We start from the raw sequence: 23,441 nt of genomic DNA, 5'->3' as shown, positions 1-23,441 counted from the left end.
AGATTGTTGGCAATTGGAAAGACGGCGTTCAAATATCGTATGATAGAATTATAGATGTAAGGGATTTGTACGGCTCTAATACTAATCGTGCGAGGTGAAGATGCTTGAGAATTTTAATCGTAGATGACAATCCGACTAACGTAATCATTATCCGTGAAATCCTGAAAAAAGAAGACTATCGAAATTTCATAACAGCATCATCCGCCAAAGAAATGCTGAAACTGCTTGGCATTGGAGGCGAAAAGAAAGGACCGCTGCAGTCGGATATCGATTTAATTCTGCTGGATATGATGATGCCAGAGATGGATGGAATCGAGGCTTGCCGTGTGGTTCAACAATATGAGCATCTAAAGGATATTCCGATTATTATGGTTACCGCTGTGGGGGATTCCAAGAAATTGGCCGAGGCACTGGATGCCGGAGCTGTGGATTATGTTACGAAACCGATTAACAAGGTTGAACTTATGGCGCGTATCCGGCTGGCGCTCCGTCTCAAGCGGGAGAAGGATTGGCATAAAGAGCGGGATCAGCGGATGCAAGATGAATTGAAGCTTGCAGCACTTGTGCAGAATGCTGTACTCAGTTTGCCAATTACGGATGAGGTTTTGGAGGCGCATGCCATCTATCAGCCTTCCGCTGAACTGGCTGGGGACCTGTATGCCTGGTATCCGCTGGGAGACGGCAGGTATGCCGTGATCCTGCTGGATATGATGGGACACGGGATCTCTTCGTCGCTTTTCTGTATGTTCCTGGCCTCTGTGCTTAAGGATACTGTGACTACGTACGTGGAGCCGGAGAAGGTAATTCAAGAGCTGAACCGGCGGTTTAACCAGCTCTATATCGAGAAACAGCTGGTTCAGTATTACTTTACCGCGATTTATCTTGTGATTGATACGCGAATGAAACGAATTGACTATGTAAATGCCGGACATCCGCCGGCGCTGCTCTTTGAAGGCAACGCCAAGAAACCAGTGCTGCTGGAGAGCAACTGCCATCCGGTCGGGTTGTTCGACCGAATTGATATTCAACCGCAGAGTTTGAGTTTCGAAGAGGAAGGGCATCTGGTAATGTACACTGACGGTCTACTGGAAATGGCCCCAGGTGAACAGGAAGAGCAACTGGACTTTATGATCGGGAATCTGAACGGGGACCACGAATGGCGTGAAGAGGTTATGCAGGAGGCTTTTTTCACAGATGAAGCGGATCAGGAACGAGATGACGACAAATGCCTGGTGTGGATCACGCTGAAGAAAGGAACGGATAAGGAATGAAGATAAAGGCCAAGCTGCTGATCGGCTTCAGCGCGATGCTGGCAATTATGTTGGCACTTACGCTGATTGGATACGATCGGCTTAATTATATGAGCAACCAGCTAGACGGCTTTCAGGACAGGTACAGCAAGGGACGTGCTATTTCCGGACTTCGGGGCGAAGTCAATGATATGGCGCGAATCCTGACCACATCGATGCTGAATGCCGATACGCTGTCTGTGGGAGCCCAGAAAACTGAGATAGACGGCAAAGTCATTAAGGCGGAAGGGTATTTGAAGACCATAGAAGCTTCGATGAGTGCTGCGGAGGAAATGGAGTTTTTGAGCCGGATTAAGAAAGCTAATTCCGCTTACCTGAACTATCAGAATAAAGCGTTGGAGATGCTTACAGCCGGTTATTTTCAGAATGCCAACACCTACCGCAATACAGAGGGACAGGCCATTCAGAACGAGGTGCTGGACAGTCTGAATGCCCTCGCTGATTACAATGCCTATCAGATGACCGAAGAAAATGCCATCGCGCAGAAAGCTTATGAAAGATCCATTCAAATGGTAACGCTGATTATGATTGTGGGGCTGCTGCTTGGACTTGGTGTCGTCCTTTGGGTGATTCCAAGCATTACGCGCGGTCTTAATGTCGTTTCCATGATGATTACTAGCTTCGGAAACGGCAAGATGCGGGCGATCCGCAGGCTCAAGGTAGTCTCTAAGGATGAAATCGGTGATGTAGCCCGAGTATTCCAGGAGATGGCAGAGGACATCGAACAAAAGCAGCAGCTGGAAAAAGCTTATGCGCAGGCTCAGAGCGATCAGGCCTGGCTGAATGCGAATATCGCACAGGTAACAGAATTGCTGCGCGGCGTCAGTTCACTTGATCAGGTGTCGCAGACCTTTATCAACGAGTTCACTCCTGTGCTGGGAGCCCAATACGGAGCGGTTTATTTGAAGGATAGCAACAATCCTAATCTGCTCACTGCAAGCGGCTATTATGCCGGTGAAGGGGGCGACAAGCCGAAAGAAGGGTTTGAAATCGGCCAAGGGCTTATCGGACAAAGCGCGCTGGATAAGAAGCCGATCAAACTCACAGAGGCTCCGGACGATTATATTTCCATTTCCTCAGGTTTTGGCGATTCCCATCCTCAACATATATCTATTTATCCGTTGTTGTTTGAGGATGAACTGCTTGGCGTTGTTGAATTTGCCTCCTTTACGCCATTCACAGCGCTGCAGAATGAATTGCTGCATCAACTGACGAATAATCTCGGTGTCATCCTGAACAATATCAGCCGCAGACTCGTGGTGGAGGAGCTGCTGCGCGAATCACAGGCACTCACGGAAGAACTGCAGTGCCAGTCGGAGGAGCTCCAGACCCAGCAGGAAGAACTTCGCCGCTCCAACGAGAATTTGGAGGAGCAGACCGATGCGCTTAAACGTTCGGAGGAGCTGCTGCAGCGGCAGCAGGGGGAACTGGAGCACTACAATAGTGAACTGGTATCCAAAACCCGCGCGCTGGAGGATCAGGTCCAGGAGGTTGAAGAGAAAAAGGATGAGATTGAGCACGCCCGTGTCCAGTTGGAGAAGCAGGCGATGCAGCTTGCTGTAACGAGCAAATACAAATCGGAGTTCCTGGCCAACATGTCCCATGAGCTGCGGACTCCGCTGAACAGTCTGCTCATCCTTTCGCAGCTGCTTACCGAGAATAAAGAAGGCAACCTGTCGGAAAAGCAGGTTGAATTCGCGCACACGATTTATATGTCCGGTGCGGATCTCCTGAAGATGATTGATGAAATCCTTGATCTTTCCAAGGTCGATGCAGGTAAGATGGAGCTGAATTATGAAGAAGTTCCGCTGACGGAGCTCAAAACCTTTGTGAAACAGAATTTTGCTCCTCAAGCCCTTAAGAAAGGGCTGTCTCTGCGTCTTTCCTTTAATGAGCCGCTGCCGGACAGTTTATTTATAGACAGTCATCGCCTGAAGCAAATTCTGCGAAATCTGCTGTCCAATGCCTTTAAATTTACCAGCGAGGGTTATGTAGGATTTGAGGTAAGCCGTGCAGTGCCTGCTCAATTGCCGTCCTTCCTTCCGCCGGAGTATGACTATGTTTCCATAGCCGTGAAAGACAGCGGTATCGGGATTCCTGCAGACAAGACAGATATCGTATTTGAGGCGTTCCAGCAAGTGGATGGTACGACCAGCCGCAAATATGGCGGCACCGGTCTTGGCTTGTCGATCAGCCGTGAATTAGCACGGTTGATGGGCGGTGCCATCGGGCTGGAGTCGCGTGAGGGACAAGGTAGCACGTTTACGCTGTATCTGCCGGTCCAAGGGAATTACAGACTGCTTCCTGGGGCGGTTGAGGCGGCAGCGGCCCAAGAGGCGGCGACACTGGTAGAATACGTGGAGGAACTACAACCTGCTAAATCCGGAGATATCATACCTGCCCCGCTTCATCCAGTGATAGTGGAGGATGACCGTGAGAATTTGACGGCAAATGATAAGGTTCTGCTCATTGTTGAGGATGATGAAAGTTTTGCTAAAATATTGCTCGATATGGCCCGCGGACGCGGCTTTAAGGGATTGGTGGCGCTGCAGGGGGATATCGGGCTGCAAATGGCCAAATCCCACCTGCCGGATGCGATTATTCTGGACATCCAGCTGCCGGTTATGGATGGCTGGGCGATACTCAGAGAGCTTAAAAGCGCATCACAGACGCGGCATATTCCTGTTCATGTCATCTCTGTGAATGATGAGATGAAGCAGGGCCTAATGATGGGTGCGATGGCTTACTTGAGAAAACCTTCGACCCGGCAGGCGCTGGAGCGGGCATTCTCACAAATTGAGAGCTACACAGCCAGTACCCTGAAGCATCTGCTGATTGTCGAGGATGACGAAATTCAGCGCCGTTCCATTATGGAGCTTATCGGCCATGATGATGTCGCCATTACGGCGGTTTCAACCGGACAAGAAGCTCTCGGTGAACTGCGTAAGCAGAAATACGACTGCATGGTTCTCGACCTGATGCTTGACGATATGAACGGCTTCGAACTGCTTGATCAGATCCGCGATGATGAGGAACTGAATGATCTGCCGATCATTATCTACACAGGCAAGGATCTGGACAGCAAGGAAGAGACGCAGCTGCGGAAATATGCTGAGTCGATCATTATCAAGGATGTGCGCTCGCCGGAGAGACTGCTGGATGAGACTACCCTGTTCCTCCACCGGGTAGAAGCCAATCTTCCGGAGGATAAGCGTAAAATTCTGCAAAAGCTGCACAATAAAGAAGAGCTGTTTGAGGGGAAAAAGATTTTACTCGTGGATGATGATATCCGCAACGTATTTGCCCTCTCCAGCGTACTGGAAGAATACCACATGGAAGTGAAGTTCGCAGAGAATGGCCGTGAAGCACTCGATATGCTGGTTGAACAGGAAGATTTTGATCTCGTGCTCATGGATATGATGATGCCGGAAATGGACGGATATGAGGCGATGCGCCGGATCCGCCAGATGCCGCAGTATCATAAATTGCCAATAATCGCGCTTACGGCCAAGGCAATGAAGGAAGACCGGGCCAAGTGTATTGAAGCAGGAGCCTCGGATTATATGAAGAAACCGATCGGTACCGATCAGTTACTTTCCTTAATGCGCGTTTGGTTGTATTCGTAAGCGTAAATTTGGGGTAATAGCATTACAGCACCAACAAACAACAGACCGGAAATACGGCAAATGCAAGGGAGCCTTGATAACATGACAGCTATGGAACGGGGATATGATGAGGAGCTCACCCAATCGGGAAGCAAGCAGGAGCTAGAGCAGATTGAAATTGAGCTGCTTCTGAGCGGCGTGCATCGCTTGTATGGATATGATTTCAGAAATTACGCCATGCCTTCTTTGAAACGGCGTATCTGGCATCACGTCCATGCCGAGAATGTGCCGAGCATATCTGCGCTGCAGGAGAAGGTGCTGCATGACCGCGCCTGCTTTGAACGGTTCGTCTACAGCCTTTCCATCCCCGTGACGGAAATGTTTCGGGATCCAGGCCTCTTTTTAACTTTCCGCCAAAAGGTGATCCCGTTGCTGAGAACTTATCCTTATATCAGGATCTGGCATGCAGGCTGCTCCACTGGCGAAGAGGTATACTCCATGGCGATTCTGCTGCACGAAGAAGGGCTCTACGACAAGGCGCGCATCTATGCCACTGATATGAACGAACGCTCGCTGCAGCAGGCTAAGGAAGGTGTATATGAGATCGGTAAGATGAAGCAGTATACCAAGAATTATATGGAGGCGGGCGGGACCCGCGCATTCTCTGAATATTATACAGCGAAATACAATTCAGTCATTCTACAGCCGTACTTGCGTAAAAATATTATCTTTGCAGAGCATAATCTGGCAACAGACACCTCATTCAACGAATTTAATGTCATTTTTTGCCGGAATGTCATGATCTATTTCAATGATGAACTTCGCGACCATGTGCACGGCTTGTTCTATGAGAGCCTCAGCCGGTTCGGAGTACTGGTGCTCGGTTCCAAAGAATCTATTCACTTCACCAGATATAGCGACAGCTACGAGCCACTGGATAGAGTAGAAAAAATCTATCGTAAGAACAAATAGCGGGATAGGAGGGGCCTATGGGGGTTCAAGAACCAATTCATATATTGCTGGTTGACGACCGTCCTGAAAATCTGCTGGCGCTTGAAGCTGTGCTTGAGAGTCAACACTATAAGCTTGTCAAAGCCAATTCCGGCGAAGAAGCGCTGAGATGTCTGTTAAGATATGAGTTTGCGGTGATTGTGCTGGACGTACAAATGCCGGGTATGGATGGTATTGAAACCGCCAAATTAATCAAAGCCAGAGAAAAGACGAAGGATATTCCGATTATTTTTATCTCTGCCAACAGCAAAGAGGCAGAGCATCTGTTCGCGGGATATTCTGCCGGGGCTATTGATTATATGGTCAAACCCTTCATTCCGCAAATCTTGAAGTCCAAGATTGAGGGCTTCGTTAACATGCACTTAACTAACAAGAAACATCAGATGCAGTCTATGCTCCTGCAGCAAAAGACGCAGGAGCTGGAGAAAATCAACGGAGAGCTGGTTAAAGCTAAGGAAGCGGCGGAGATTGCCGCTAATGCCAAAACCGAGTTCCTGGCTATGATGAGCCATGAGATTCGCACGCCGATGAACGGTGTGGTGGGAATGATTGACCTGCTGATGGAAACTGAGCTGGCTCCGGAGCAGAAGGAGTATACAGAGATTATCCGCAAAAGTGCCGATAACCTGATTACGGTCATTAATGATATCCTTGATTTCACGAAGATGGAATCCGGCAAGATGGAAATGGAGGAGCAGTTATTTGAGCTACAGACCACTGTTCAGGAGGTATTTAGCTTATTTTCTGCCGAAGCAGGAAAGAAAAACCTGGAATTAGCCTATTTCATTGATCAGAATCTTCCAAAGCTGATCTACGGAGATATGGCCCGTTTGCGTCAAGTCTTAATCAATTTAGTCGCCAATGCGGTGAAGTTTACCAATCAAGGTGGAGTTTACCTTGTTGCATCCAGCGTGCCAACAGCAGATAATAAACTGGTAGTTGAGTTTACCGTGAAGGATACGGGCATCGGGATTTCTCCGGAAAAATGTGACCGTCTGTTCAAACCTTTTTCCCAGCTTGATTCTTCTATGACACGCAAGTACGGTGGAACCGGTCTCGGGCTGGCAATCTGTAAATCCCTTGTCGGGATGATGGGCGGCGACATACGCGTAGAATCGATGGAGGAGAAAGGGGCGACCTTTGTATTCACCATTCAGGCAGCGTTGCCTGAGGACGAGCTGGCAAGGGGATTTCAAGAGGTGGAGCCATATGAAGACGTGGATAACCAGAGATGGCGGAGAAAAGTCCTGGTTGTAGATGATCACCCGATCAATCAGCGGCTTATGGTCAGCATGCTGGATAAGCTGGGTTATGACGCCGACATCGCCGAGGACGGCAGCCAGGCGGTGGAGCTGGCAATGAAATATGCTTATGATTTTATTTTTATGGATCTGCAGATGCCGGTTATGGACGGTCTGACGGCGACCTCCAAAATCCGGATCAGCCATGGGCCATCCTCCGAGAAGGCGGTCATCATCGCGATGACGGCCAATGTCATGGAGGGTATCCAGAACCGTTGCATGGCTTCAGGCATGGACGGTTATATCAGCAAGCCGCTGAAGCTTAGCAGTATTAAACAAATTATTGCCCGTTATTCAAGACAGGATAGTCACGTCAATGGACGAAATAAGACCCTTTTCAAAACATGAACCAGTATTTGTCAATGATGCAGAATTAGTTTTTTTGTTTCAAACCTAGGTCTTTAGGGTTATTGGTAAAGAAAACATTTAATCAGGAGAGTTGTCTATGAATACACATAAAAGCGAAAAGTTCCATGCAAAAACCGAAACTGAAGGCAGCGTTTGTACCGTTTCCCTGATTGGAGAACTAGATTTGTCTGTTGCTCCCGATTTCCGTTTGGTCATGGAGCCGCTTGTGGGAGATACGGGGCTTGACCTTGTTATTAATCTGAAAGACTTGAGATATATTGACAGCACCGGTATTGGAATCCTGCTCTCGATCCTCAAAGCAAGACACGGGATGGACGTTAAGTTTACCGTTGAAGAAGTTCCGCCGCAAATCCAGAAGCTGTTTGATATGACCGGTATTTCTAAGTTTTTTGCCCCCCAAGAGAATTCCCACTAGGAAAGGACCGAACTAAGGATGAGTGATGACGTGCAAAAAGTAGTTCTTCAGTTACCTGCGAGTGCAGAATATGTCGATATCGTTAGACTGAATTTATATGGCATTGCCTCAAAAATGGGTTTTACCTATGAAGATATTGAGGATATGAAGGTAGCGGTTTCGGAAGCCTGTAATAACTCTGTATTATATGCGTACGGCCAAGAGGATGGTTTGGTCGATGTAATCTTTGAAGTAGGAACAAGTGCCTTGTCCATCACCGTCAAAGATGAAGGGGAGAGCTTTGACGGATTGGATTCGCCCGACGGACGCATTACGCTGCATGATAAAGAGCTGAATGATGTTCAGGTTGGCGGACTGGGATTTTATTTAATGCAAGCGCTCATGGATGACGTAAGCGTCGTGAGTGAAGCAGGGAGAGGGACAGTCGTTACCCTGACTAAGCGGCTTAATTTCAGCGAGGAGAAAGTATGAGTGATAAAGTGACTCCCCCAGAGTCCATGAACGAAGCAGTAAGTTTGATCTGGGAATATCAGCAGACCAAGGATAATGAAATTGCCACCGTGCTGATCAAGAAATATGAGCCGATGGTGAAGATGGCTGCCGGGAAAATTGCCCGCAACCGTCCGGATCTTTACGAAGATCTGTATCAGGTTGGGCAGATGGCGCTTATCCGGTTGCTGCAGCAGTACGATATCAGCTTGGGCATCCCGTTTGAGCCGTATGCGATGAAGAGCATGATCGGGCATATGAAAAATTTCCTGCGGGATAAATCCTGGTACATACAGGTCCCAAGACGGATTAAAGAGAAAGGCGCCCTTGTGCAGCAGGCCATTGATGAACTTACCATCAGGCTGGAACGTTCTCCTGCTGTGGAAGAGATTGCCCATTATCTTGATCTTACTGTGGAAGAAACTGTGGAAGTACTGGCCGGCAGGGAATGTTATCATTACGTATCACTGGATTCACCCCTCTCACAAGAGGAGACGGGCGCTACGCTCGGCGAGCTGATCAGCTCCGAAGCCAACGATTACGAGACTGTGGAGAAACGTATGGATCTCCAGCAGGCGCTGGGCCAGCTTAAGGAGCAAGAGCAGCAGGTGCTGCTGCTGGCGTTCCAGGACGGCCAGTCGCAGCGTGCCATCGCGCAGAAGCTCGGCGTATCACAAATGAGCGTCTCACGGATCCAGAAGCGGGCCACCGAGAAGCTCAAACAGATCATGGCGAACTCTTCCTATTGATTTTTATCGCTAGTCCCCAAGATTAGGACATACCTTATCCCCGCCGGGGAAGGGTATGTCTTTTTTAAATGATAAGAATTTATAGGCTTCACGCCATAAATTATCCTTCTATTTCTCGCTGAAACGAATACCGTCCTTTTGAGGACGGCGAGGCTGTTTCTGCTTGTTTGTTGTATTCAGCCTGAAGCGGACATACACATCCACCCCGCTAAGCAGTCTGTTCAGCAGACTGCTTAGCGGGGTGGATAACGATGCTATCAGTTATTGGCATCAGCTGTTGGCATCAATATACTTTTTGATTTCTCCAAGATATTCACCGATAACGGGTACATCAAGAAACAGGCTAAGAATGTAACCCAGTAAGCCGAGTATCACGAATGTACCGAGTGAAAGCCCGAGACCCCGGGATATCCCGGCCATAAGATTCGTAATAATCCGCTTTTTGGGATCCGTATAATTCTCAAGGATATCCTTGAATTCGGATTTTTCCAGTGAATCGGCAATTTTGTCGAGCCTTGCGTTCAGCCGTTTGACTTCATGCCGCAATTCAAAGGGATGCTCTTCGACTTCGTAGGTTTTGGTCTTGCTGCCTGCATCTCCCATAAGGCGTCCCTCTTTCTTTAGTCGTATAAGGGCTTTGATAAAAATGCAGCTTCTTTCGAAGAAGAAGCTGCATTCCTCATAACAACAGCCAGCTGCGGTGAGCTGGCTGTTCTCAAATTTAGATCAAGCCGTGAATCACCGTAGTTTAATAAGAGGACTTGTAAGACGCTTTTACTTCCTCTTTGGCATCTTTGGCTTCATCAGCTACCTCTTTAGAGGATGCTTTGGCCTCATCGGCTACATTCTTAGCTTCCTCTGCTACCTCTTTAGATGCATCTTTTACGTCAGAAGCAACATTTTCGGAGACTTCACTGATGGAATGGCCCAGTTTTTTACCTGTTTCCGCCAAGGTGGCAGCAATTTGCTGTTTGCTGTCGCTTACGGTAGTGAAGATGTCGGAGGCTTTGGCCGATACAGTGCTTGCTAGATCGGTCGCTTTTTCTCCAACAGTAGTCGCAATTGTTTTGGTCTTGTCCGTTACGACACCTGCAACCTCTTTGGTTTTGTCTGTAGCCAGCGTAAGCTTATCAGACAAGTCACTGCGCATTTCACGGCCGGGCTTAGGGGCGAACAACAGAGCAGCGGCAGCACCGAGCAAACCACCAATAAAGATTCCTTTGAAAAAAGTGCTTCCGCTTTCTACCGGATGTTCCGTTTCTGCTTTATTCATGATTAATCACTCCTCATTAGATTATGGTATTCCGAAATTAGGCGGCTGCCGTCATTCGAATTCAGGATAGCCTGAAGTATCTTACTTCGTATATAAACGTTGGCGTATAGGCTGAAACAGCAGACAAGCATGGAGAAGAATGGGAGAGACTAGAGCAGGATACGTAAACAAAGGAGAATTTTCCTATAAAAAACAACGAAATATGAAGCTTTACAAATATCCGCATGCGGAAATACGAAAGTTCACACGTGATAGTAAATTGTGAGGTCTTTCCTATAGTCCTGATTCTTTCGGTGTAATCATAAATGATTGACCGGGAAAGGAACAGGGTAAGAAATACTTAATTAAAGCGCCTATAACAATTTAAATCGAGGAGCGGTTTCGACCCGTTAAGCACGGAGAAGGTTCCAACATCTTTGGAGGTGCATGGTTATGATAAAAGTAGTTACGTCAGCAGAAAGACATACTTCGAATAGAGAATGGATTCACAGTGAGTTCAGTTTTTCCTTTGCCGATTATGATGATCCCAGCAATGCGCACTTTGGTGCGATGCTTGCACACAATGACAATGAGCTGAAACCGGGACAAGGGATGCATGAGCATCCGCATCATGATCTGGAGATTATCACTTATGTTGTTTCCGGAGTACTGAAGCATCAGGATAACCTCGGCAATCACGCGGATATTCAGTCAGGCACGGTTCAGGTCATGAGTGCGGGGACCGGGGTTAATCATTCGGAGACCAATCCTTCGGAGAGCGACAATGTGCGTTTTCTACAAATCTGGTTGCTTCCTAGCACACCGGGGCTTGCACCGAAATGGGATGCAAAGTTTTTCCCGCGTGAATTTAAGAGCAACACGCTGTTGCCGGTCGTTTCGGGGAGTGGTGAGGAAGGTACATTGAAGGTGAACGAGGATGCAACTTTCTATCTATCGGTGCTGGACACGAACAGGGAGCTTCATTATGCGCAAAAAGAAGACAGGCGGACGCACATCTTCCTTATCTCCGGGGATGTAGAAATCTCTTGCTCAGATGGCACTTTTCAGCTGAAACCAGGCGATGCCGCACGTATCCGCAAGGGTTGTGACTTGACGATCAAAAGCATTGGCAGTGAGGGCGAAGCGGAACTCATACTGATTGATTTGCCGTAAGCGTTAAATCGTGCCCGTTGCATTGTACTTGTAAGCATAATAATCCTAAAGGAGCTCCTTGCCTGACGGCCATCCGCACGGATGGAATCGTAGGCAAGGAGCTCCTGTGCATGACAGGTCTATTTCTCGCTGAAACGGATACCGCCCTTTTGAGGACGGGAAGCCGTTTCCACTTGTTTCTATTTCTTACGCAGGCGTCCAAGCTCGGAGACAAGCGCTTCCACCTGCGAGATGCTGAGCCGGTCACTGCTCATGGCAACTTCATAAATATCAAGAATATCATCATAGTTGTTCACTGAGAAAGCAGAAGCCTGCATGGCTGCGGCGCTGGCCATCTTCAGCTTGCTCTTGATGCCCTCAATCATATATTCCACATTTTCCTGGCTGGGCTGCGATAAATCCATGGGGTTAAACAGTCCTCTCTGTGTTTGGATTCAAATATTCTATCATGATTGGGGAAGGAAACACCATTTTTTTGTTGGCTTCATCTAAATCATGTTAAATTAAAAGAAATAAACGAAGGTTTCTATATAAGATGAACTAAAGAACTACCTAGAGGCAAAAGCAGCGGAGGGGAAGTTTGGAACTGTAGGAGCGATAGCGACCGCCTTTGTCTACAGATTTCAACCGCAAATAGCGGTATAAATCAAGAAATCTGTGGACAACAGCGGCCGGAAGTCCAAACATTCACCGCAGTTGCGTTCTATGCCGGCCCGGTAAATCTAAAGTTCAACTTATATAGACAGGAGGGAGTCAGGAATTGGCGATCAGGGAGCAGGACAGCAGAAAACGGGTTAAAAAAGACGCGGCCGGGCTGATTACCTTCTTCCAAAGCATTGCGGATCATCACTCGGCAGAGCAGGTCACATTCTTGTGTATCGGTACCGACCGTTCCACAGGGGATGCCCTTGGACCGCTGACCGGAAGCAGGCTGGTGGAGCATGGCTTCCCGAATGTTGTAGGCACGCTTCCATCGCCTTGCGATGCGGATACTCTCGTCAACAGGATATCAGGGATTCCCGCGGGGCAGATAATTATTGCCATTGATGCTTGTCTTGGACCGCCGGCGGCTCTGGGCTGTTATTTTGCAGCCAGTGAGCCGCTGCGGCCAGCGCAGTCGGTCGGTGTGAGTCTGCCGGCAGTCGGGCATTATAGTCTTGCGGCAATTGTCGATATTAACGGACCCCGCCCTTACCGGACCCTGCAGACGACGCCGCTGCACAGGGTAATGGTTATGGCCGGAGAGATTGCCGCAGCTGCGGCAGAAGGCTTTGGGTTGAAATAGAGGAGACAAGTTTCAAGATGGGCAGTTCTGCTTAAATAATTAAGACAAGCAAATGGCATTCCATTTAATTGCAGACTCATCGGTATACCTTGTGTAGCTACTACATAGAAAGAAGGAATCAGCCCATGGAAAATGTTCGATGCGATGGAACCAATATTTGTTACAGTGATCAAGGCGAAGGAGACGTTATCGTACTTCTGCACGGCTTTTGCGGAAGCTCCGGATATTGGGAGCAGGTCATCCCTTATCTTAGCGGAAGCTACCGGGTGATCGCACCGGATTTGCGCGGCCACGGAGTTTCGGATGCTCCGCTCGGAGCTTACAGCATCGATCAGATGGCCGATGATGTTCTTTCCCTGTTGAATGCGCTGGAAATCCCTGAATGTTACTTGCTGGGTCATTCGCTTGGCGGCTACATAACGCTGTCCTTCGCCCAGCGGCATGCCTCTCGTTTGAAGGGCTTCGGACTGATTCACTCCACGGGTTATCCTGACAGTGAAGAAGCCAGGGAGAAGCGCCTGAAAAGTGTCAGTACGATCCAGAATGATGGAATTACTACGTTTGTGGACGGACTGGTGCCTGGACTCTTCGCTCCTGCTGCAGCACCGCAGCTGTTGCAGCGGGCGAAGGAGATCGGCTATAGAACACCTCCGCAAGGCGCGGCCGGTGCCGCATTGGCCATGCGCGAGCGACCTGACCGCCGTGATGTCATTTCGGCTACGGCACTGCCGGTGTTGCTCGTTGCCGGCGCGGAAGATGGTCTGATTCCTGCCGAGCGGACCTTCACGTCCGATAAGCCCAATGTAACCAAGGCGACGATTTCGGGAGCAGGCCACATGAGTATGTATGAAGCGCCGGAACGTTTATCGGAAATTATTAAAGACTTCGTGCTTGCGCAAGTTAAGAAATAACCGATACTTGAGATCTCATAAATAACGGGTGAAGAAAACACTTCACTTGTATAAAAAAGGCAGCATCCGTCTATTGACGCGGTGCTGCCTTTTTATAAAACTCTCTTTCACGCTGGAAATGTTTAATTGAACTTGCGGATTGCAGGAACACATAGAACAAGAGCGATACAGGCCATGCCAAGTCCGGAGAAAATGGCAATCGTAGCTACACCGCCTATAAGATCGGCGAGCCAGCCTACAAGGATGTAGCCGACGGGCAGCAAGGCGAAGGAGCCGAATAGATCAAGACTGGCTACACGTCCGAAGGCTTCTTGCGGAACGAGTTCCTGCAGGCTGATCTCCCAGATGAGGATGAAGACCATGAGGCCGAATCCCTCCAGGGCGAACAAGGCAATAGCTGCCGCAGGGCTAGTAACAAACGGCAGGATAAGCAACGCGAGGCCGCCTAGAAATGCTCCTCCGTAGGCGATAATGCCGCGGTGGTTCCATCTCTGCTTCATGCCGATGATCAGTCCGCCCAGAATGGCTCCGACACCGGAGAATGTACCGGCAAGCCCGTATACATATGGCTCCCAGCCATGATGAACTTTGAAAAGCCACGGCACAAGGATGCTGGTGACGCCGGCGTAACAAATATTGATGAAGCAGAAGGCGAGGATGGTAATCCATAACCAGGGATTGCTGCGCAATACAGCAATCCCTTCTTTGAAATCCTCTTTCCAGTCGTTATGAGGAGAGGCTGCCGCAGCTGCGGCGGTTTCAAGTGCCTGAGGTGACGAGGCTGCGGACACTGCAGCCTTTGTTCTAGGCATCAGCGCTTTGCGCAAATAGACGAGACAGACCAGGGAGAACAGGTAAGTAAAGGCGTCGAGCCCAAAACCAACCCCAGCCGAGAGATAGGTGATAAGCAGTCCTCCGAGTGAAGGGCCGATTAAACGAACCATCTGTATAGTCATTTGCGACAGTGAGTTGGCGGCAACCCTGATTTCCGGAGTGAACACCGAGGCCTGGACTCCAGCGTAGGCGGGACGGAACAGACCGTCAAACAGACCGTAAGCCCCTACAAATATACAGAGCAGCGGAACGGTCAATAGACCGGTCAAAGCCAGCAGGGCTGTTATGATCATGACGCCAAAACGGGCGATATCGGCAATCATCATAATCCTGACCCGGTCGTAGCGGTCTACAATATGCCCGGAAATCGGCAGCATAATCACATTGGGCAGCATATAAACCGCCATTACGAAGCCCATGGTTGTTGTTGATCCAGTCAAGGAGTAGACCATAACCGGGAGAATGATCATGGTCACCGAGCTGCCCAGGACGGAAACCAAATTTCCCAGCCATAAAAAGGGGAAAGTCCGTGATTTGGCAAAGGGTTCGGCGAATCGGCGCAGCGGATTGTTTTTGGTATGTTCGGGTGCAGCAGTAGGGATCATCTAGGGACCATCCTCCGGTTCTATAAGGGAATCTGTATGCAGGCGGCCGATAATGACATCGATACCGTATTCCTCTCCATGGGTGACTTTCGATTCCCAGCTGGAAATGAACTTCATCATCTCCTGCTGGAAAGCCTTCAGCTCAGCGGGTGATAAGGATAGTCTTGTAACGAAATGCTCCACTGTATCCTCTTTGCGGAATTGGAAGCCGCTGAAGTTCCCGGAGCGGAAGAAGGTAGCTTTGGAGCGGTAAAATTTCTGGATAATACCTCCGGCTGTTTCCGTACGGACAAGCTCCAGTAGACCGCCATCGAACAGCTTGATGATATGGTAGTGGATATTGCCGGGTGTCTTGTGCAGCTTCTCGGCAACCTGCTTGGAGGTTAGCGGTTTATCTGCCAGCGCATGCATAATCTTGATTCGCAGCGCACTTTCCAGCAGCTTGTTCTGCTCTGGTGTAACCTGCAGAGGTTGGATAGAGTCTGCTTCCTGCTGCTGTTCCTGATCTTTGTTCCGGTCTTGACGAACCGGCAGTTGTTCCAGGCAGTTCTCCGTTTCCGGCTGACTATGCCAGGTATTGTCTTCATTCATGTCTATTCCTCCTGCCCGTGCTATCTCAATTTCGCTGCATTCAATGTTCTTCATTCTGTACTTTAGATTGATCTGGAATTCAGATCGTTAAGGCCAGTGAGGTTATTATAGGGTAGCCTTTGTTTTTTTGTCAAGGAATTCCAAGGCGTGGGTACGGTGAGGTGGCACGGAGCGGTGGAATGGTTTAAGATTGTTTTAAAACAACTGTAATCATCATTGGTTTAGTTTGCTGAGGAATCGTGGCAGGATAGTATTGGAGAGGGGTGTGCAGGATGTTCCGAAGAGATTATATCGTCCGGATGATCGAGGATATGTCGGCAATGGTTGCCAAGGTGCTTACATTGAAGCAGGAGAAGAAGACCACAGAGGCATTATGGGAAGTGGATGAGCTGCTGAACCGGCATTTTCGCCTGAACTCCCGCCTTTTAAACTCATTGTCCGTAGAGGATATTATAGATATGTTTCGCCTGGGCGGCGTAATCGAGTCCGACAAGCTTCAAGGCGTGGCGCGGCTATTAAAAGAAGAAGGCGGCATCTACAGTGCCGGCGGCAATAAGGATGCGGCATTGTTCAGGTTTATACGGTCGCTGCATCTGTTTTTGTACGCTGATCAATACGGTGCTGACCGGGAGCTGCTGCAGATGACGAAGGAAATAGATGAACTTTTACAGGAAACCGAAGGTTATCTTCTTCCGGTGAAGACAGAACGGCTGCTCCTGCCCTATATGGAATCAATCGAACGCTACGGCAAGGCTGAGGACAGTCTGTACAGATTGTGGGAACAGGGAATAGATGTTGCAGCTGAGGGAAGGGAGCTGTACAGCCGGCTGCTGCTGCTGCCTCCTGAAGCTTTGGAGCTTGGTGATCTTCCGCTGGCAGAGGTTAGGCAAGGGCAGGAGGAGTGGAATAAACTTACCGCTGAAGCGGCAAAGGAGATGAAACCTTCTTGAATACCCCTCTATTTATTGTAGACGCTTTTGCGGACAAGGCGTTCACTGGAAACCCTGCAGCCGTCTGCCTGCTGGAAAATCCCGCAGATGAGGCCTTTATGGCCAAAACGGCTGCGGAAATGAATCTGTCCGAAACGGCGTTTCTGTGGCCGGAGCAGGATGGCTACCGTCTGCGCTGGTTTACGCCTGCGGTGGAGGTGAATCTGTGCGGTCATGCCACTTTGGCCAGTGCGCATGTCCTGTGGGAAACCGGGCGGCTGGGTTCTCACGAAGAAGCGAGATTCCACACACGCAGCGGGTTGCTGCGGGCAACAAAATCAGAAGAGATGATTTCACTCTATTTTCCTCCATATGAAATTACAGCTTCACCTCCGATAGCCGGGCTCGCGGCAGCGCTGGGGCTTGAGGAGGCACATGTGCTGGAAACCGTGCGGTATGCCGACAATGTGCTGGTGCGTCTGGATCATGAGACAAGGGTGCGGGGGCTCTGCCCGGATTTTGTCCAGGTGGCCAAGCTCCAGCCAAGGGCTGTCGCGGTTACGGCAGAATGCGCTGCGGATCGCATTGATTTTGTATCGCGTTTTTTTGCCCCGGGCATTGGTGTCAATGAAGATCCCGTTACCGGCTCGCTGCATACTGCCCTGGCTCCCTATTGGGCCGGCCGGTTAAACCGCACACAATTGACTGCATATCAGGCTTCAGTTCGTGGGGGGATGCTGCAGCTTGAAGTGAGTCAGGATCTCGTTACTTTATCGGGCCGGGCCGTGACCGTGGTTAGCGGACAGTTTCATGTACCTCCCGGAGCAGTTGGCGAGCTACTATGATATCGTATAGCAGGACATGCTATAATGTAGTGATATTCAGGAGAGCCTGCTCTCCATTTTGATTGCGAAAGTGAGATGTACCCTGTGGAATCTTTGAAAACTCTGATTGATCAAGTGGTAAATGACCGTACCCTGATTACGGCAACCTTAAGCCAACTGCGCAGCAAAGGCGAAGTTGCTTACAGCAAGGTGCAGATTAAACCAGTTGAGCTAAAAGGCAAGCTGCATTATCAGTTTGCCTATACCATCGGCCCCAAAGTGGAACACCGTAATATTCCGGCAGACACTGCTGCGGAAGAAATGATGTCACTCTTGAGAGCTACCTTCCGGCAAGCGCTGATCTGCACTGTAGAAGCTGATTACCAGGTGCTGATCAGTAAAAAATACAAGGTTTCTATTCTTACCAAATCGGCCAGCAAGCAGGAGGCGCCAGACTTGGCCCACAACCGCCGCAAACGTTATGTGCTGGACGAGGGAGAACCAGTCCCGTTCCTGGTGGAGCTTGGAATTATGAACAGCGAAGGCAAGGTGCTGGCCAAAAAATACGACAAGTTCCGCCAGATCAACCGTTTCCTGGAGATGGTTGAGGATGTGCTGGGGGATCTACCAACCGGCCGGCCGCTGACGATTGTTGATTTTGGCTGCGGCAAATCCTATTTGACGTTTGCGCTGTATCATTATTTGGCTGTCCGCGAGCGGCGGGAGCTGAATATTGTCGGACTTGACCTGAAAGCAGATGTCATTGAACATTGTGGAGCGCTGGCGTCGAGGCTGGGTTACGATAAACTGCGTTTCCTGGTCGGTGATATAGCCGATTACAACGAGCTGGACCAGGTGGACATGGTTGTGACACTGCATGCCTGCGATACGGCAACGGATGCTGCATTGGAAAAAGCGGTGCGCTGGGGTGCATCGGTTATTCTCTCGGTGCCTTGCTGCCAGCATGAGCTATTTGGGCAGGTGGAGAACGAGGTACTCAGCCCGCTGCTCTCGCACGGAATTCTGAAGGAACGTTTCTCTGCACTCGCCACTGACGCCATCCGGGCGAAGCTGCTTGATTTGATGGGTTACCGCAGCCAGCTGCTGGAATTCATCGACATGGAGCATACGCCGAAGAACATCCTGATCCGGGCCGTCAAAAGCACAAGCGGCGACAATGCCGTCAAATGGCGCGAATACAGCGCTTTCCGTGATTTCCTTGGTGCTAAGCCGTACCTTGAACGCGTCTGCGCCGACCTGCTGCCTGCGGAAACTCTTACGCAGGGATAAACCGGGCATTATGAGCTGTATTCAGCTAAAGCCTGCCAATAGGCAAAGCGGAAGAATCTGAGCTCTGACCGAATGGCATATGTCCGAAATCAATACACTGCGGTGATGCCAAATGATATCACCGTATTGCTATCATTGCAGAATCTGCAATAGAATGAGCTGAAATTGCCCCGAAATGGCAATCTGTTGCACTTTCTACACTGGAATCCGGTAAATGTTCCGGAAGTGAGATCCTGCTCTTTTGACTGCAGAAACTGCAATAGAATCTGATTCCGTTCACGCAATTTCAAATACTAAGGCAAAGAAATACAATTACCAAGGAATTTGGTGAATTTTTGCTGAACATACATCGCATATGTTCTGAACGTCATTAACGGCATTAATATCATCATGGGATTAACGCCATTAACGTCATAACGGCATTAACAATACAAACGCGATAAATAAGCAGGACGGTGAGTCTCCATGTGGAGTCAGCCGTCCTGTTTTGTGTTTTCCTTTTGGTTCAGGACAAATCTGGAAAGACTAAAGAGAACTTGAATTCTACGGAGGAAGTTGAAATGCATAGTGGCTTGGCTGAGCGGCGTTTGCAGGTGGCAATGGTATTTGTTGGTACAGGTTTGGTGCTTGCTGCTGTTACGGCAGGTGTATTGCTGCGCGGGTTATTCTTTGCGGGGGAAATGTATCTGTTGCTGACGGCATGGTATCACCTGTGTGCTGTATTCCCCGGGTTATGGCTGGTTGCAGCGGGTCTGCACGGGCCTTCAGCCAGCCTGCTTAGCATTGACGGGAACCGCAGAGCCAATAGAAGGGCTGCGGCGCTGCTGTTGATCTGTCCGCTTGCCATCCTTGCGCTCTACGGTATTCACTGGCACCGCGGACCTTTATCAGCCCAGGGGAATCTGAATGAGCTGCTGCGCTGGGGCCTGTACGCCAGCTTTGCTTATTGCGCTTATTATTGTGCAGGCCATCGTTGGGGAGCCCGTTTTCTTAGCGCAGTGTGGAGCTTGCTGGGCATGCTTATTAGTATAAGTGCCTTGTTAGCCGTCTGTGGAGGGCTGAAGCTTCCCTTTGCGATAGCTTACAGCACATCACCGGAGGTCAGTGCTACAGGTGCCCGGCTAGGGGGATTACTTGAGTATCCTAATGCTTTCGGTGCAGTAATGGCTGTTTTTTTGCTGGAGCGTCTGTTTGCACTCGCTGTCTGCCGTGATGCAGGGGAATCGGACAAGAGGTGCGGGAAAGTGCAAGGGCGGGATGACGGCAGTGCCGTAAGGGGAGCGCCAGCGCTGCCTAAGGAAGCCTATTCGGGCTTGGGAAATACGGAAGGGGGGCGGGAGAAGCGGCGTGAAGCAGAGGTTGGGAGAATCAGTTTCAGTGGCGGCAGGGCCTACGGAGATGAGGAGCGGGAGGAGAGAGGTGAAGCAGAGGAGGGGAGAACCAGATCCAGTCGTGGCAGAGCCTACGGAGAAGTGGAGCAGGAGAAGTGGCGTGAAGCAGAGAAGCAGACGCTGGCTCGTACAGTAGCTTTTGCAGAGCAAGAACACGGTGAGCCCGCTGCAATAATAAGCAACGAACTCAACGAATCAATCGGGCACGTATCCAAGGCAATCTCCAGCAGAACCACGATCAAGCTGCTGCTGCGGATGCTGCCGCTGTTTCCGTACGCCGCCGCGCTGCTGCTCAGCGAGTCGCGCGGCGCATGGCTTGCTGCGGCTGGCGCCAGCGCCGCCGTCCTGCTCTGGAAGCGGCGGCTCCTCGCGGCGCTGCTTGCCGCTGGCGCCGCGCCTCTGGCTGCCGCGGCGCTGCTCTACCGCCAGCTGGCCCGTGCCGGGCTGGCGGTAGAGCCTTTACCCGGCCTGCTGCTGCTGGCCGGACTCTGGGCCGGCGCGCTGCTGGCCGGCCTGTGGCTGTACCGCCGCAGCTCCAGCGCGGCGGGTGGGGTCCGCGCCGCCATGCTGGTGCTGGCGGCGGCAGGCTGGACGGCGGCGGGCAGCGCCGTCCTTGTCCAGGTAAGCGAGCGGATCACCGGACCGTCTATGACGGTCGCCGCTCGCGGACTTTATTACCGCGATGCCTGGAAGCTCGCGGCGGAAGCGCCCTGGCTGGGGCGCGGGGGCGAGACTTGGCGGTACTCGTACCTCGCCGCCCAGTCCCGCCCCTATGTAGGCAGCCAGGTGCATAGCGGTTATCTCGACTTCCTGCTGAATCTGGGAATTGTCGGCCTGGCAGCAGTCCTGCTTCTGCTGCTGGCGGCAGGATGGGTGGTAGGAGCAGCCGCTCCAAGGCTGCTCCCGTCACTGCTGGTCATCGCCTTGCATGGGGCGGTTGATTTCGACTGGAGTTACGGGCTTACTTGGCTGCTGTTGTTTCTGCTGCCGGCGCTCGCGTTTGCCGAGGTCCGGCAGGAGGCGGATAACTCGTCCGGCACTACTGCAGTCAAGGCCGCTCCAGGAATAGCTGTTATCCCTTCGGCAGACCGCATTCCGTCAAATGCCGCAGTCAATGAGTGTTTAACGTTACCCGAATCTGGAACAAAGGCATCTTTCTGTGCGGTCACCACCAGACCGGATACATCCATTCAGGCACGAGACCTTCTTCCTGCTGCCGCCCATGCCAACAGTCCCGGTACTAAGCGTTTTCCCCGCTTGTTGAGCAGAGCTCAGCGGCTCGGCCACTTCGTTTTGAAGCGAAGGGTAAGGGCTGCTACTGCTGCGGTCTGCACCGGGTGCCTTTGCTTGGCGCTCAGCCTGCTATCCTTTCAGCTAATGAAGGGGGCGGAACTACATAGGGTGGCTGCCCGTGAACCAGACCCTGCAGGGAAAATTGCGCTGCTCCGGCAATCGCTGGAATGGAACCCCCGTGAGCCCCGGGCAGTGGTTAGTCTATCAAGGCTGCTCCCGGACCGGGAGGCAAAGGATCTGCTGACCGGGAGCTTGGCCTACGCGCCAGAAGATGCTACGGTGCAATGGGAGATAGCGGTGAGGTCGATGAACGGGAGTAATCCGGGAGAGTCACTGCACTGGATACGAAGAAGTTTGAAGGCGGATGTCTATAATACCGCTAAAAGGGTAAAAGCGATTGATGGAATGCTGGACATGAGTCAGCGCAGGCTGAAGGCGGGGGATAGAGCGGGAGGGACAGCCAGTGCGTCTGCGGGACTTAATCTGCTGCATCAGTTCCGCCTGCAGGCGGACAGCGAGTGCCGCAAAGGACAACAGCACAATGACCGGCGGTTTGGATTCACAGCCGAAGCCGAAGCATTGGAGCTTCGGCTCAGAAAGGTTTTGGCTGCAGCACACAGCCCGGATGCAGAAGAACGCCGCGTCAGCGTCCAGACGCCAACAGCGGCGTATTGATCAGCAGATATATCAGAAAAGTCCGTCTCTCGCTCCAAATTACTGCAAGCAGCTACACTATATGGAATGCAGCCGGCAGGCCTACTCTCATGCCTTCATCCGCTGAGAGGTGAACCAGGAGTAGATGTACGGGATGATGGTCGCGATCAGCAAGGCCGCGATAATCATACTGATGGACATGGTTTTTGGCATAAATGCGCCAAGTGCAATCAGCAGCCCGCCCAGCATCCACATGAACCCTGAGAAACGGTGGGTTTTCCGCCATACCTCCGGACTGGCCAGCGTCCATGGGGTGCGGATGCCGGTGAAATAGTTATCTTTAACTTGCGGCATGTAATTTCCAATAACAATGAACAGCAGGCCAACTGCTACCATAGTTAATTTGCTGACCGGAATATTTTGGTCAAGACTACTGGCTACGGTTAGGAAAAGTATAGTATCGGCGAGCACCGCGATAGCCAGGCGGGTCATTTTAAAAGCACCTTCGAATTTCCGGTAATTCTCTTTCTTAGGATCGATATTCCGTATGAACTGCATTCCAATGGGAAATGCCAGGCCCATGAATGCCAGCAGTGCAATCGCTGACCCTTTGCTCCCGTACCGGTTAACCTCTCCAGTAATGCTGAACTGGACAGGGAGCTGATCAGGCAGTTTGCCATAATTAATAAGCGCATAACCAAGAGAAAGAAGCCACAAAATGACTATTAGTGTGTCCTGCCACTTCCATTTGAAATTTTTCATCTTTACTCAACCTCCAAGTTAGAATGGTGGTGTTGCCTTTTGCCGTCTTCTGCAGGTAAATGATCTGATGCACTTCCTTTTCCCGTGCCGGTCAATTCCAGGAACCATCCAAGCACCTCTTCAAGCACAGTGGTATCCAGTGAATAAAGAATGAACTGTCCCTTCCGTTCATCCTGCACCAGACCGGCATGCTTCAGGGCGCTGAGATGATGCGAAATGCTTGGTTTTGACATCTGAAAATAATCGGCGATTTCTCCGGCAGTACGGTCTTTTTCCCGCAACAGCTGGATGATTTGCCGCCGGGTAGGATCGGCCAGCGCTTTGAAGGATTCATTCATTTTCGATCCGACCTTTCGATATTTAAATAATTATCTAAATATAGAATTGCACTGACTTCA

The 23,441-nt window shown here is 50.5% G+C and carries 21 protein-coding genes; 14 read left to right on the top strand and 7 right to left on the bottom strand.

The features are described 5' to 3' along the window. The first annotated feature begins 104 nt into the window (after positions 1-104). The 7 genes from AC3WT9_RS28935 (at position 105) to AC3WT9_RS28905 (ending at position 9,249) form a co-directional block, all read left to right on the top strand. Positions 105-1,271: a SpoIIE family protein phosphatase gene (locus AC3WT9_RS28935; RefSeq protein ID WP_341379835.1), complete on the top strand. Its 1,167-nt coding sequence runs from the start codon at positions 105-107 to the stop codon at positions 1,269-1,271. After that, on the top strand, positions 1,268-4,936 hold the full coding sequence (locus tag AC3WT9_RS28930) for a response regulator (protein WP_341379833.1): 3,669 nt from the start codon (positions 1,268-1,270) through the stop codon (positions 4,934-4,936). Before AC3WT9_RS28935 ends, AC3WT9_RS28930 begins: the two co-directional genes overlap by 4 nt. Positions 4,937-5,017: 81 nt before the next feature. Next, entirely contained in the window at positions 5,018-5,887 is an 870-nt protein-coding gene (locus AC3WT9_RS28925; RefSeq protein ID WP_038596589.1) for a CheR family methyltransferase, read from the top strand. A 17-nt stretch (positions 5,888-5,904) separates the two neighbouring features. Then, entirely contained in the window at positions 5,905-7,575 is a 1,671-nt protein-coding gene (locus tag AC3WT9_RS28920; RefSeq protein ID WP_341096418.1) for a response regulator, read from the top strand. Between the two features lie 97 nt (positions 7,576-7,672). Next, on the top strand, positions 7,673-8,011 hold the full coding sequence (locus tag AC3WT9_RS28915; RefSeq protein ID WP_038596585.1) for an STAS domain-containing protein: 339 nt from the start codon (positions 7,673-7,675) through the stop codon (positions 8,009-8,011). A gap of 18 nt (positions 8,012-8,029) precedes the next feature. After that, positions 8,030-8,482, top strand: a complete 453-nt coding sequence (gene rsbW, locus AC3WT9_RS28910) for an anti-sigma B factor RsbW (RefSeq protein ID WP_341096416.1) — start codon at positions 8,030-8,032, stop codon at positions 8,480-8,482. Continuing rightward, entirely contained in the window at positions 8,479-9,249 is a 771-nt protein-coding gene (locus AC3WT9_RS28905; RefSeq protein ID WP_076113333.1) for a sigma-70 family RNA polymerase sigma factor, read from the top strand. The genes rsbW and AC3WT9_RS28905 overlap by 4 nt, the downstream gene beginning before the upstream one ends. Before the next feature lie 270 nt (positions 9,250-9,519). Here the strand turns inward: AC3WT9_RS28905 and AC3WT9_RS28900 are convergent, their stop codons facing one another. Both AC3WT9_RS28900 and AC3WT9_RS28895 read right to left on the bottom strand, forming a co-directional pair. Further along, positions 9,520-9,852, bottom strand: coding sequence for a DUF5665 domain-containing protein (locus tag AC3WT9_RS28900; RefSeq protein WP_038596579.1), 333 nt, complete (start codon positions 9,850-9,852; stop codon positions 9,520-9,522). Positions 9,853-9,997: 145 nt separating this feature from the next. Then, positions 9,998-10,522 (bottom strand): YtxH domain-containing protein, encoded by a 525-nt coding sequence (locus AC3WT9_RS28895; protein WP_341096412.1) that lies wholly within the window; start codon positions 10,520-10,522, stop codon positions 9,998-10,000. A gap of 432 nt (positions 10,523-10,954) precedes the next feature. On the opposite strand from AC3WT9_RS28895, the gene AC3WT9_RS28890 reads away from it, so the two are divergent. Then, positions 10,955-11,674, top strand: a complete 720-nt coding sequence (locus AC3WT9_RS28890; protein WP_341379830.1) for a pirin family protein — start codon at positions 10,955-10,957, stop codon at positions 11,672-11,674. A gap of 179 nt (positions 11,675-11,853) precedes the next feature. On the opposite strand, the gene AC3WT9_RS28885 is transcribed toward AC3WT9_RS28890, so the two are convergent. Then, positions 11,854-12,078 (bottom strand): DUF1128 domain-containing protein, encoded by a 225-nt coding sequence (locus AC3WT9_RS28885; protein ID WP_341096408.1) that lies wholly within the window; start codon positions 12,076-12,078, stop codon positions 11,854-11,856. A 356-nt stretch (positions 12,079-12,434) separates the two neighbouring features. On the opposite strand from AC3WT9_RS28885, the gene yyaC reads away from it, so the two are divergent. Continuing rightward, on the top strand, positions 12,435-12,959 hold the full coding sequence (yyaC, locus tag AC3WT9_RS28880; protein ID WP_445935361.1) for a spore protease YyaC: 525 nt from the start codon (positions 12,435-12,437) through the stop codon (positions 12,957-12,959). Positions 12,960-13,084: 125 nt separating this feature from the next. Further along, positions 13,085-13,870 (top strand): alpha/beta fold hydrolase, encoded by a 786-nt coding sequence (locus AC3WT9_RS28875; protein ID WP_341379829.1) that lies wholly within the window; start codon positions 13,085-13,087, stop codon positions 13,868-13,870. Between the two features lie 122 nt (positions 13,871-13,992). Here the strand turns inward: AC3WT9_RS28875 and AC3WT9_RS28870 are convergent, their stop codons facing one another. Together AC3WT9_RS28870 and AC3WT9_RS28865 are read right to left on the bottom strand one after the other, a co-directional pair. Continuing rightward, positions 13,993-15,309, bottom strand: a complete 1,317-nt coding sequence (locus AC3WT9_RS28870; RefSeq protein ID WP_492408432.1) for an MFS transporter — start codon at positions 15,307-15,309, stop codon at positions 13,993-13,995. Continuing rightward, positions 15,310-15,900 carry an ArsR family transcriptional regulator gene (locus AC3WT9_RS28865; RefSeq protein ID WP_341096405.1) on the bottom strand — a complete coding sequence of 197 codons (591 nt, stop codon included), beginning with the start codon at positions 15,898-15,900 and terminating at the stop codon, positions 15,310-15,312. A 272-nt stretch (positions 15,901-16,172) separates the two neighbouring features. On the opposite strand from AC3WT9_RS28865, the gene AC3WT9_RS28860 reads away from it, so the two are divergent. From AC3WT9_RS28860 to AC3WT9_RS28845, 4 genes are all read left to right on the top strand, one after another. Continuing rightward, positions 16,173-16,850, top strand: a complete 678-nt coding sequence (locus tag AC3WT9_RS28860; protein WP_341096403.1) for a DUF6483 family protein — start codon at positions 16,173-16,175, stop codon at positions 16,848-16,850. After that, positions 16,847-17,674: a PhzF family phenazine biosynthesis protein gene (locus tag AC3WT9_RS28855; protein WP_341096402.1), complete on the top strand. Its 828-nt coding sequence runs from the start codon at positions 16,847-16,849 to the stop codon at positions 17,672-17,674. The genes AC3WT9_RS28860 and AC3WT9_RS28855 overlap by 4 nt, the downstream gene beginning before the upstream one ends. 75 nt (positions 17,675-17,749) lie before the next feature. After that, complete coding sequence (locus tag AC3WT9_RS28850; RefSeq protein WP_341379822.1) at positions 17,750-18,943, top strand: class I SAM-dependent methyltransferase; 1,194 nt, start codon at positions 17,750-17,752, stop codon at positions 18,941-18,943. A gap of 560 nt (positions 18,944-19,503) precedes the next feature. Then, positions 19,504-22,302, top strand: a complete 2,799-nt coding sequence (locus AC3WT9_RS28845) for an O-antigen ligase family protein (protein ID WP_341379820.1) — start codon at positions 19,504-19,506, stop codon at positions 22,300-22,302. A gap of 87 nt (positions 22,303-22,389) precedes the next feature. Here the strand turns inward: AC3WT9_RS28845 and AC3WT9_RS28840 are convergent, their stop codons facing one another. Further along, entirely contained in the window at positions 22,390-23,043 is a 654-nt protein-coding gene (locus AC3WT9_RS28840; RefSeq protein ID WP_341379819.1) for an SdpI family protein, read from the bottom strand. Between the two features lie 2 nt (positions 23,044-23,045). Beyond that, the gene (locus tag AC3WT9_RS28835; RefSeq protein ID WP_341379817.1) at positions 23,046-23,381 is read right to left on the bottom strand and encodes an autorepressor SdpR family transcription factor; all 336 of its coding nucleotides are present in this window, start codon (positions 23,379-23,381) and stop codon (positions 23,046-23,048) included. Between the last annotated feature and the right edge of the window lie 60 nt (positions 23,382-23,441).

This window comes from Paenibacillus sp. EB106-06-01-XG199 (assembly GCF_058791575.1).
This window is presented reverse-complemented; position numbering and strand designations above follow the sequence as displayed.

Bases quoted from the DNA above. Each gene is read 5' to 3' on its own strand.
- AC3WT9_RS28890 (WP_341379830.1), top strand. From the start codon at position 10,955: ATGATAAAAGTAGTTACGTCAGCAGAAAGACATACTTCGAATAGAGAA.
- AC3WT9_RS28900 (WP_038596579.1), bottom strand. From the start codon at position 9,852: ATGGGAGATGCAGGCAGCAAGACCAAAACCTACGAAGTCGAAGAGCAT.
- AC3WT9_RS28920 (WP_341096418.1), top strand. From the start codon at position 5,905: ATGGGGGTTCAAGAACCAATTCATATATTGCTGGTTGACGACCGTCCT.
- AC3WT9_RS28895 (WP_341096412.1), bottom strand. From the start codon at position 10,522: ATGAATAAAGCAGAAACGGAACATCCGGTAGAAAGCGGAAGCACTTTT.
- AC3WT9_RS28905 (WP_076113333.1), top strand. From the start codon at position 8,479: ATGAGTGATAAAGTGACTCCCCCAGAGTCCATGAACGAAGCAGTAAGT.
- AC3WT9_RS28915 (WP_038596585.1), top strand. From the start codon at position 7,673: ATGAATACACATAAAAGCGAAAAGTTCCATGCAAAAACCGAAACTGAA.
- AC3WT9_RS28845 (WP_341379820.1), top strand. From the start codon at position 19,504: ATGCATAGTGGCTTGGCTGAGCGGCGTTTGCAGGTGGCAATGGTATTT.
- AC3WT9_RS28860 (WP_341096403.1), top strand. From the start codon at position 16,173: ATGTTCCGAAGAGATTATATCGTCCGGATGATCGAGGATATGTCGGCA.
- AC3WT9_RS28885 (WP_341096408.1), bottom strand. From the start codon at position 12,078: ATGGATTTATCGCAGCCCAGCCAGGAAAATGTGGAATATATGATTGAG.
- rsbW (WP_341096416.1), top strand. From the start codon at position 8,030: ATGAGTGATGACGTGCAAAAAGTAGTTCTTCAGTTACCTGCGAGTGCA.
- AC3WT9_RS28850 (WP_341379822.1), top strand. From the start codon at position 17,750: ATGTACCCTGTGGAATCTTTGAAAACTCTGATTGATCAAGTGGTAAAT.
- AC3WT9_RS28835 (WP_341379817.1), bottom strand. From the start codon at position 23,381: ATGAATGAATCCTTCAAAGCGCTGGCCGATCCTACCCGGCGGCAAATC.
- AC3WT9_RS28840 (WP_341379819.1), bottom strand. From the start codon at position 23,043: ATGAAAAATTTCAAATGGAAGTGGCAGGACACACTAATAGTCATTTTG.
- AC3WT9_RS28875 (WP_341379829.1), top strand. From the start codon at position 13,085: ATGGAAAATGTTCGATGCGATGGAACCAATATTTGTTACAGTGATCAA.
- AC3WT9_RS28865 (WP_341096405.1), bottom strand. From the start codon at position 15,900: ATGAATGAAGACAATACCTGGCATAGTCAGCCGGAAACGGAGAACTGC.
- AC3WT9_RS28870 (WP_492408432.1), bottom strand. From the start codon at position 15,309: ATGATCCCTACTGCTGCACCCGAACATACCAAAAACAATCCGCTGCGC.
- AC3WT9_RS28930 (WP_341379833.1), top strand. From the start codon at position 1,268: ATGAAGATAAAGGCCAAGCTGCTGATCGGCTTCAGCGCGATGCTGGCA.
- AC3WT9_RS28925 (WP_038596589.1), top strand. From the start codon at position 5,018: ATGACAGCTATGGAACGGGGATATGATGAGGAGCTCACCCAATCGGGA.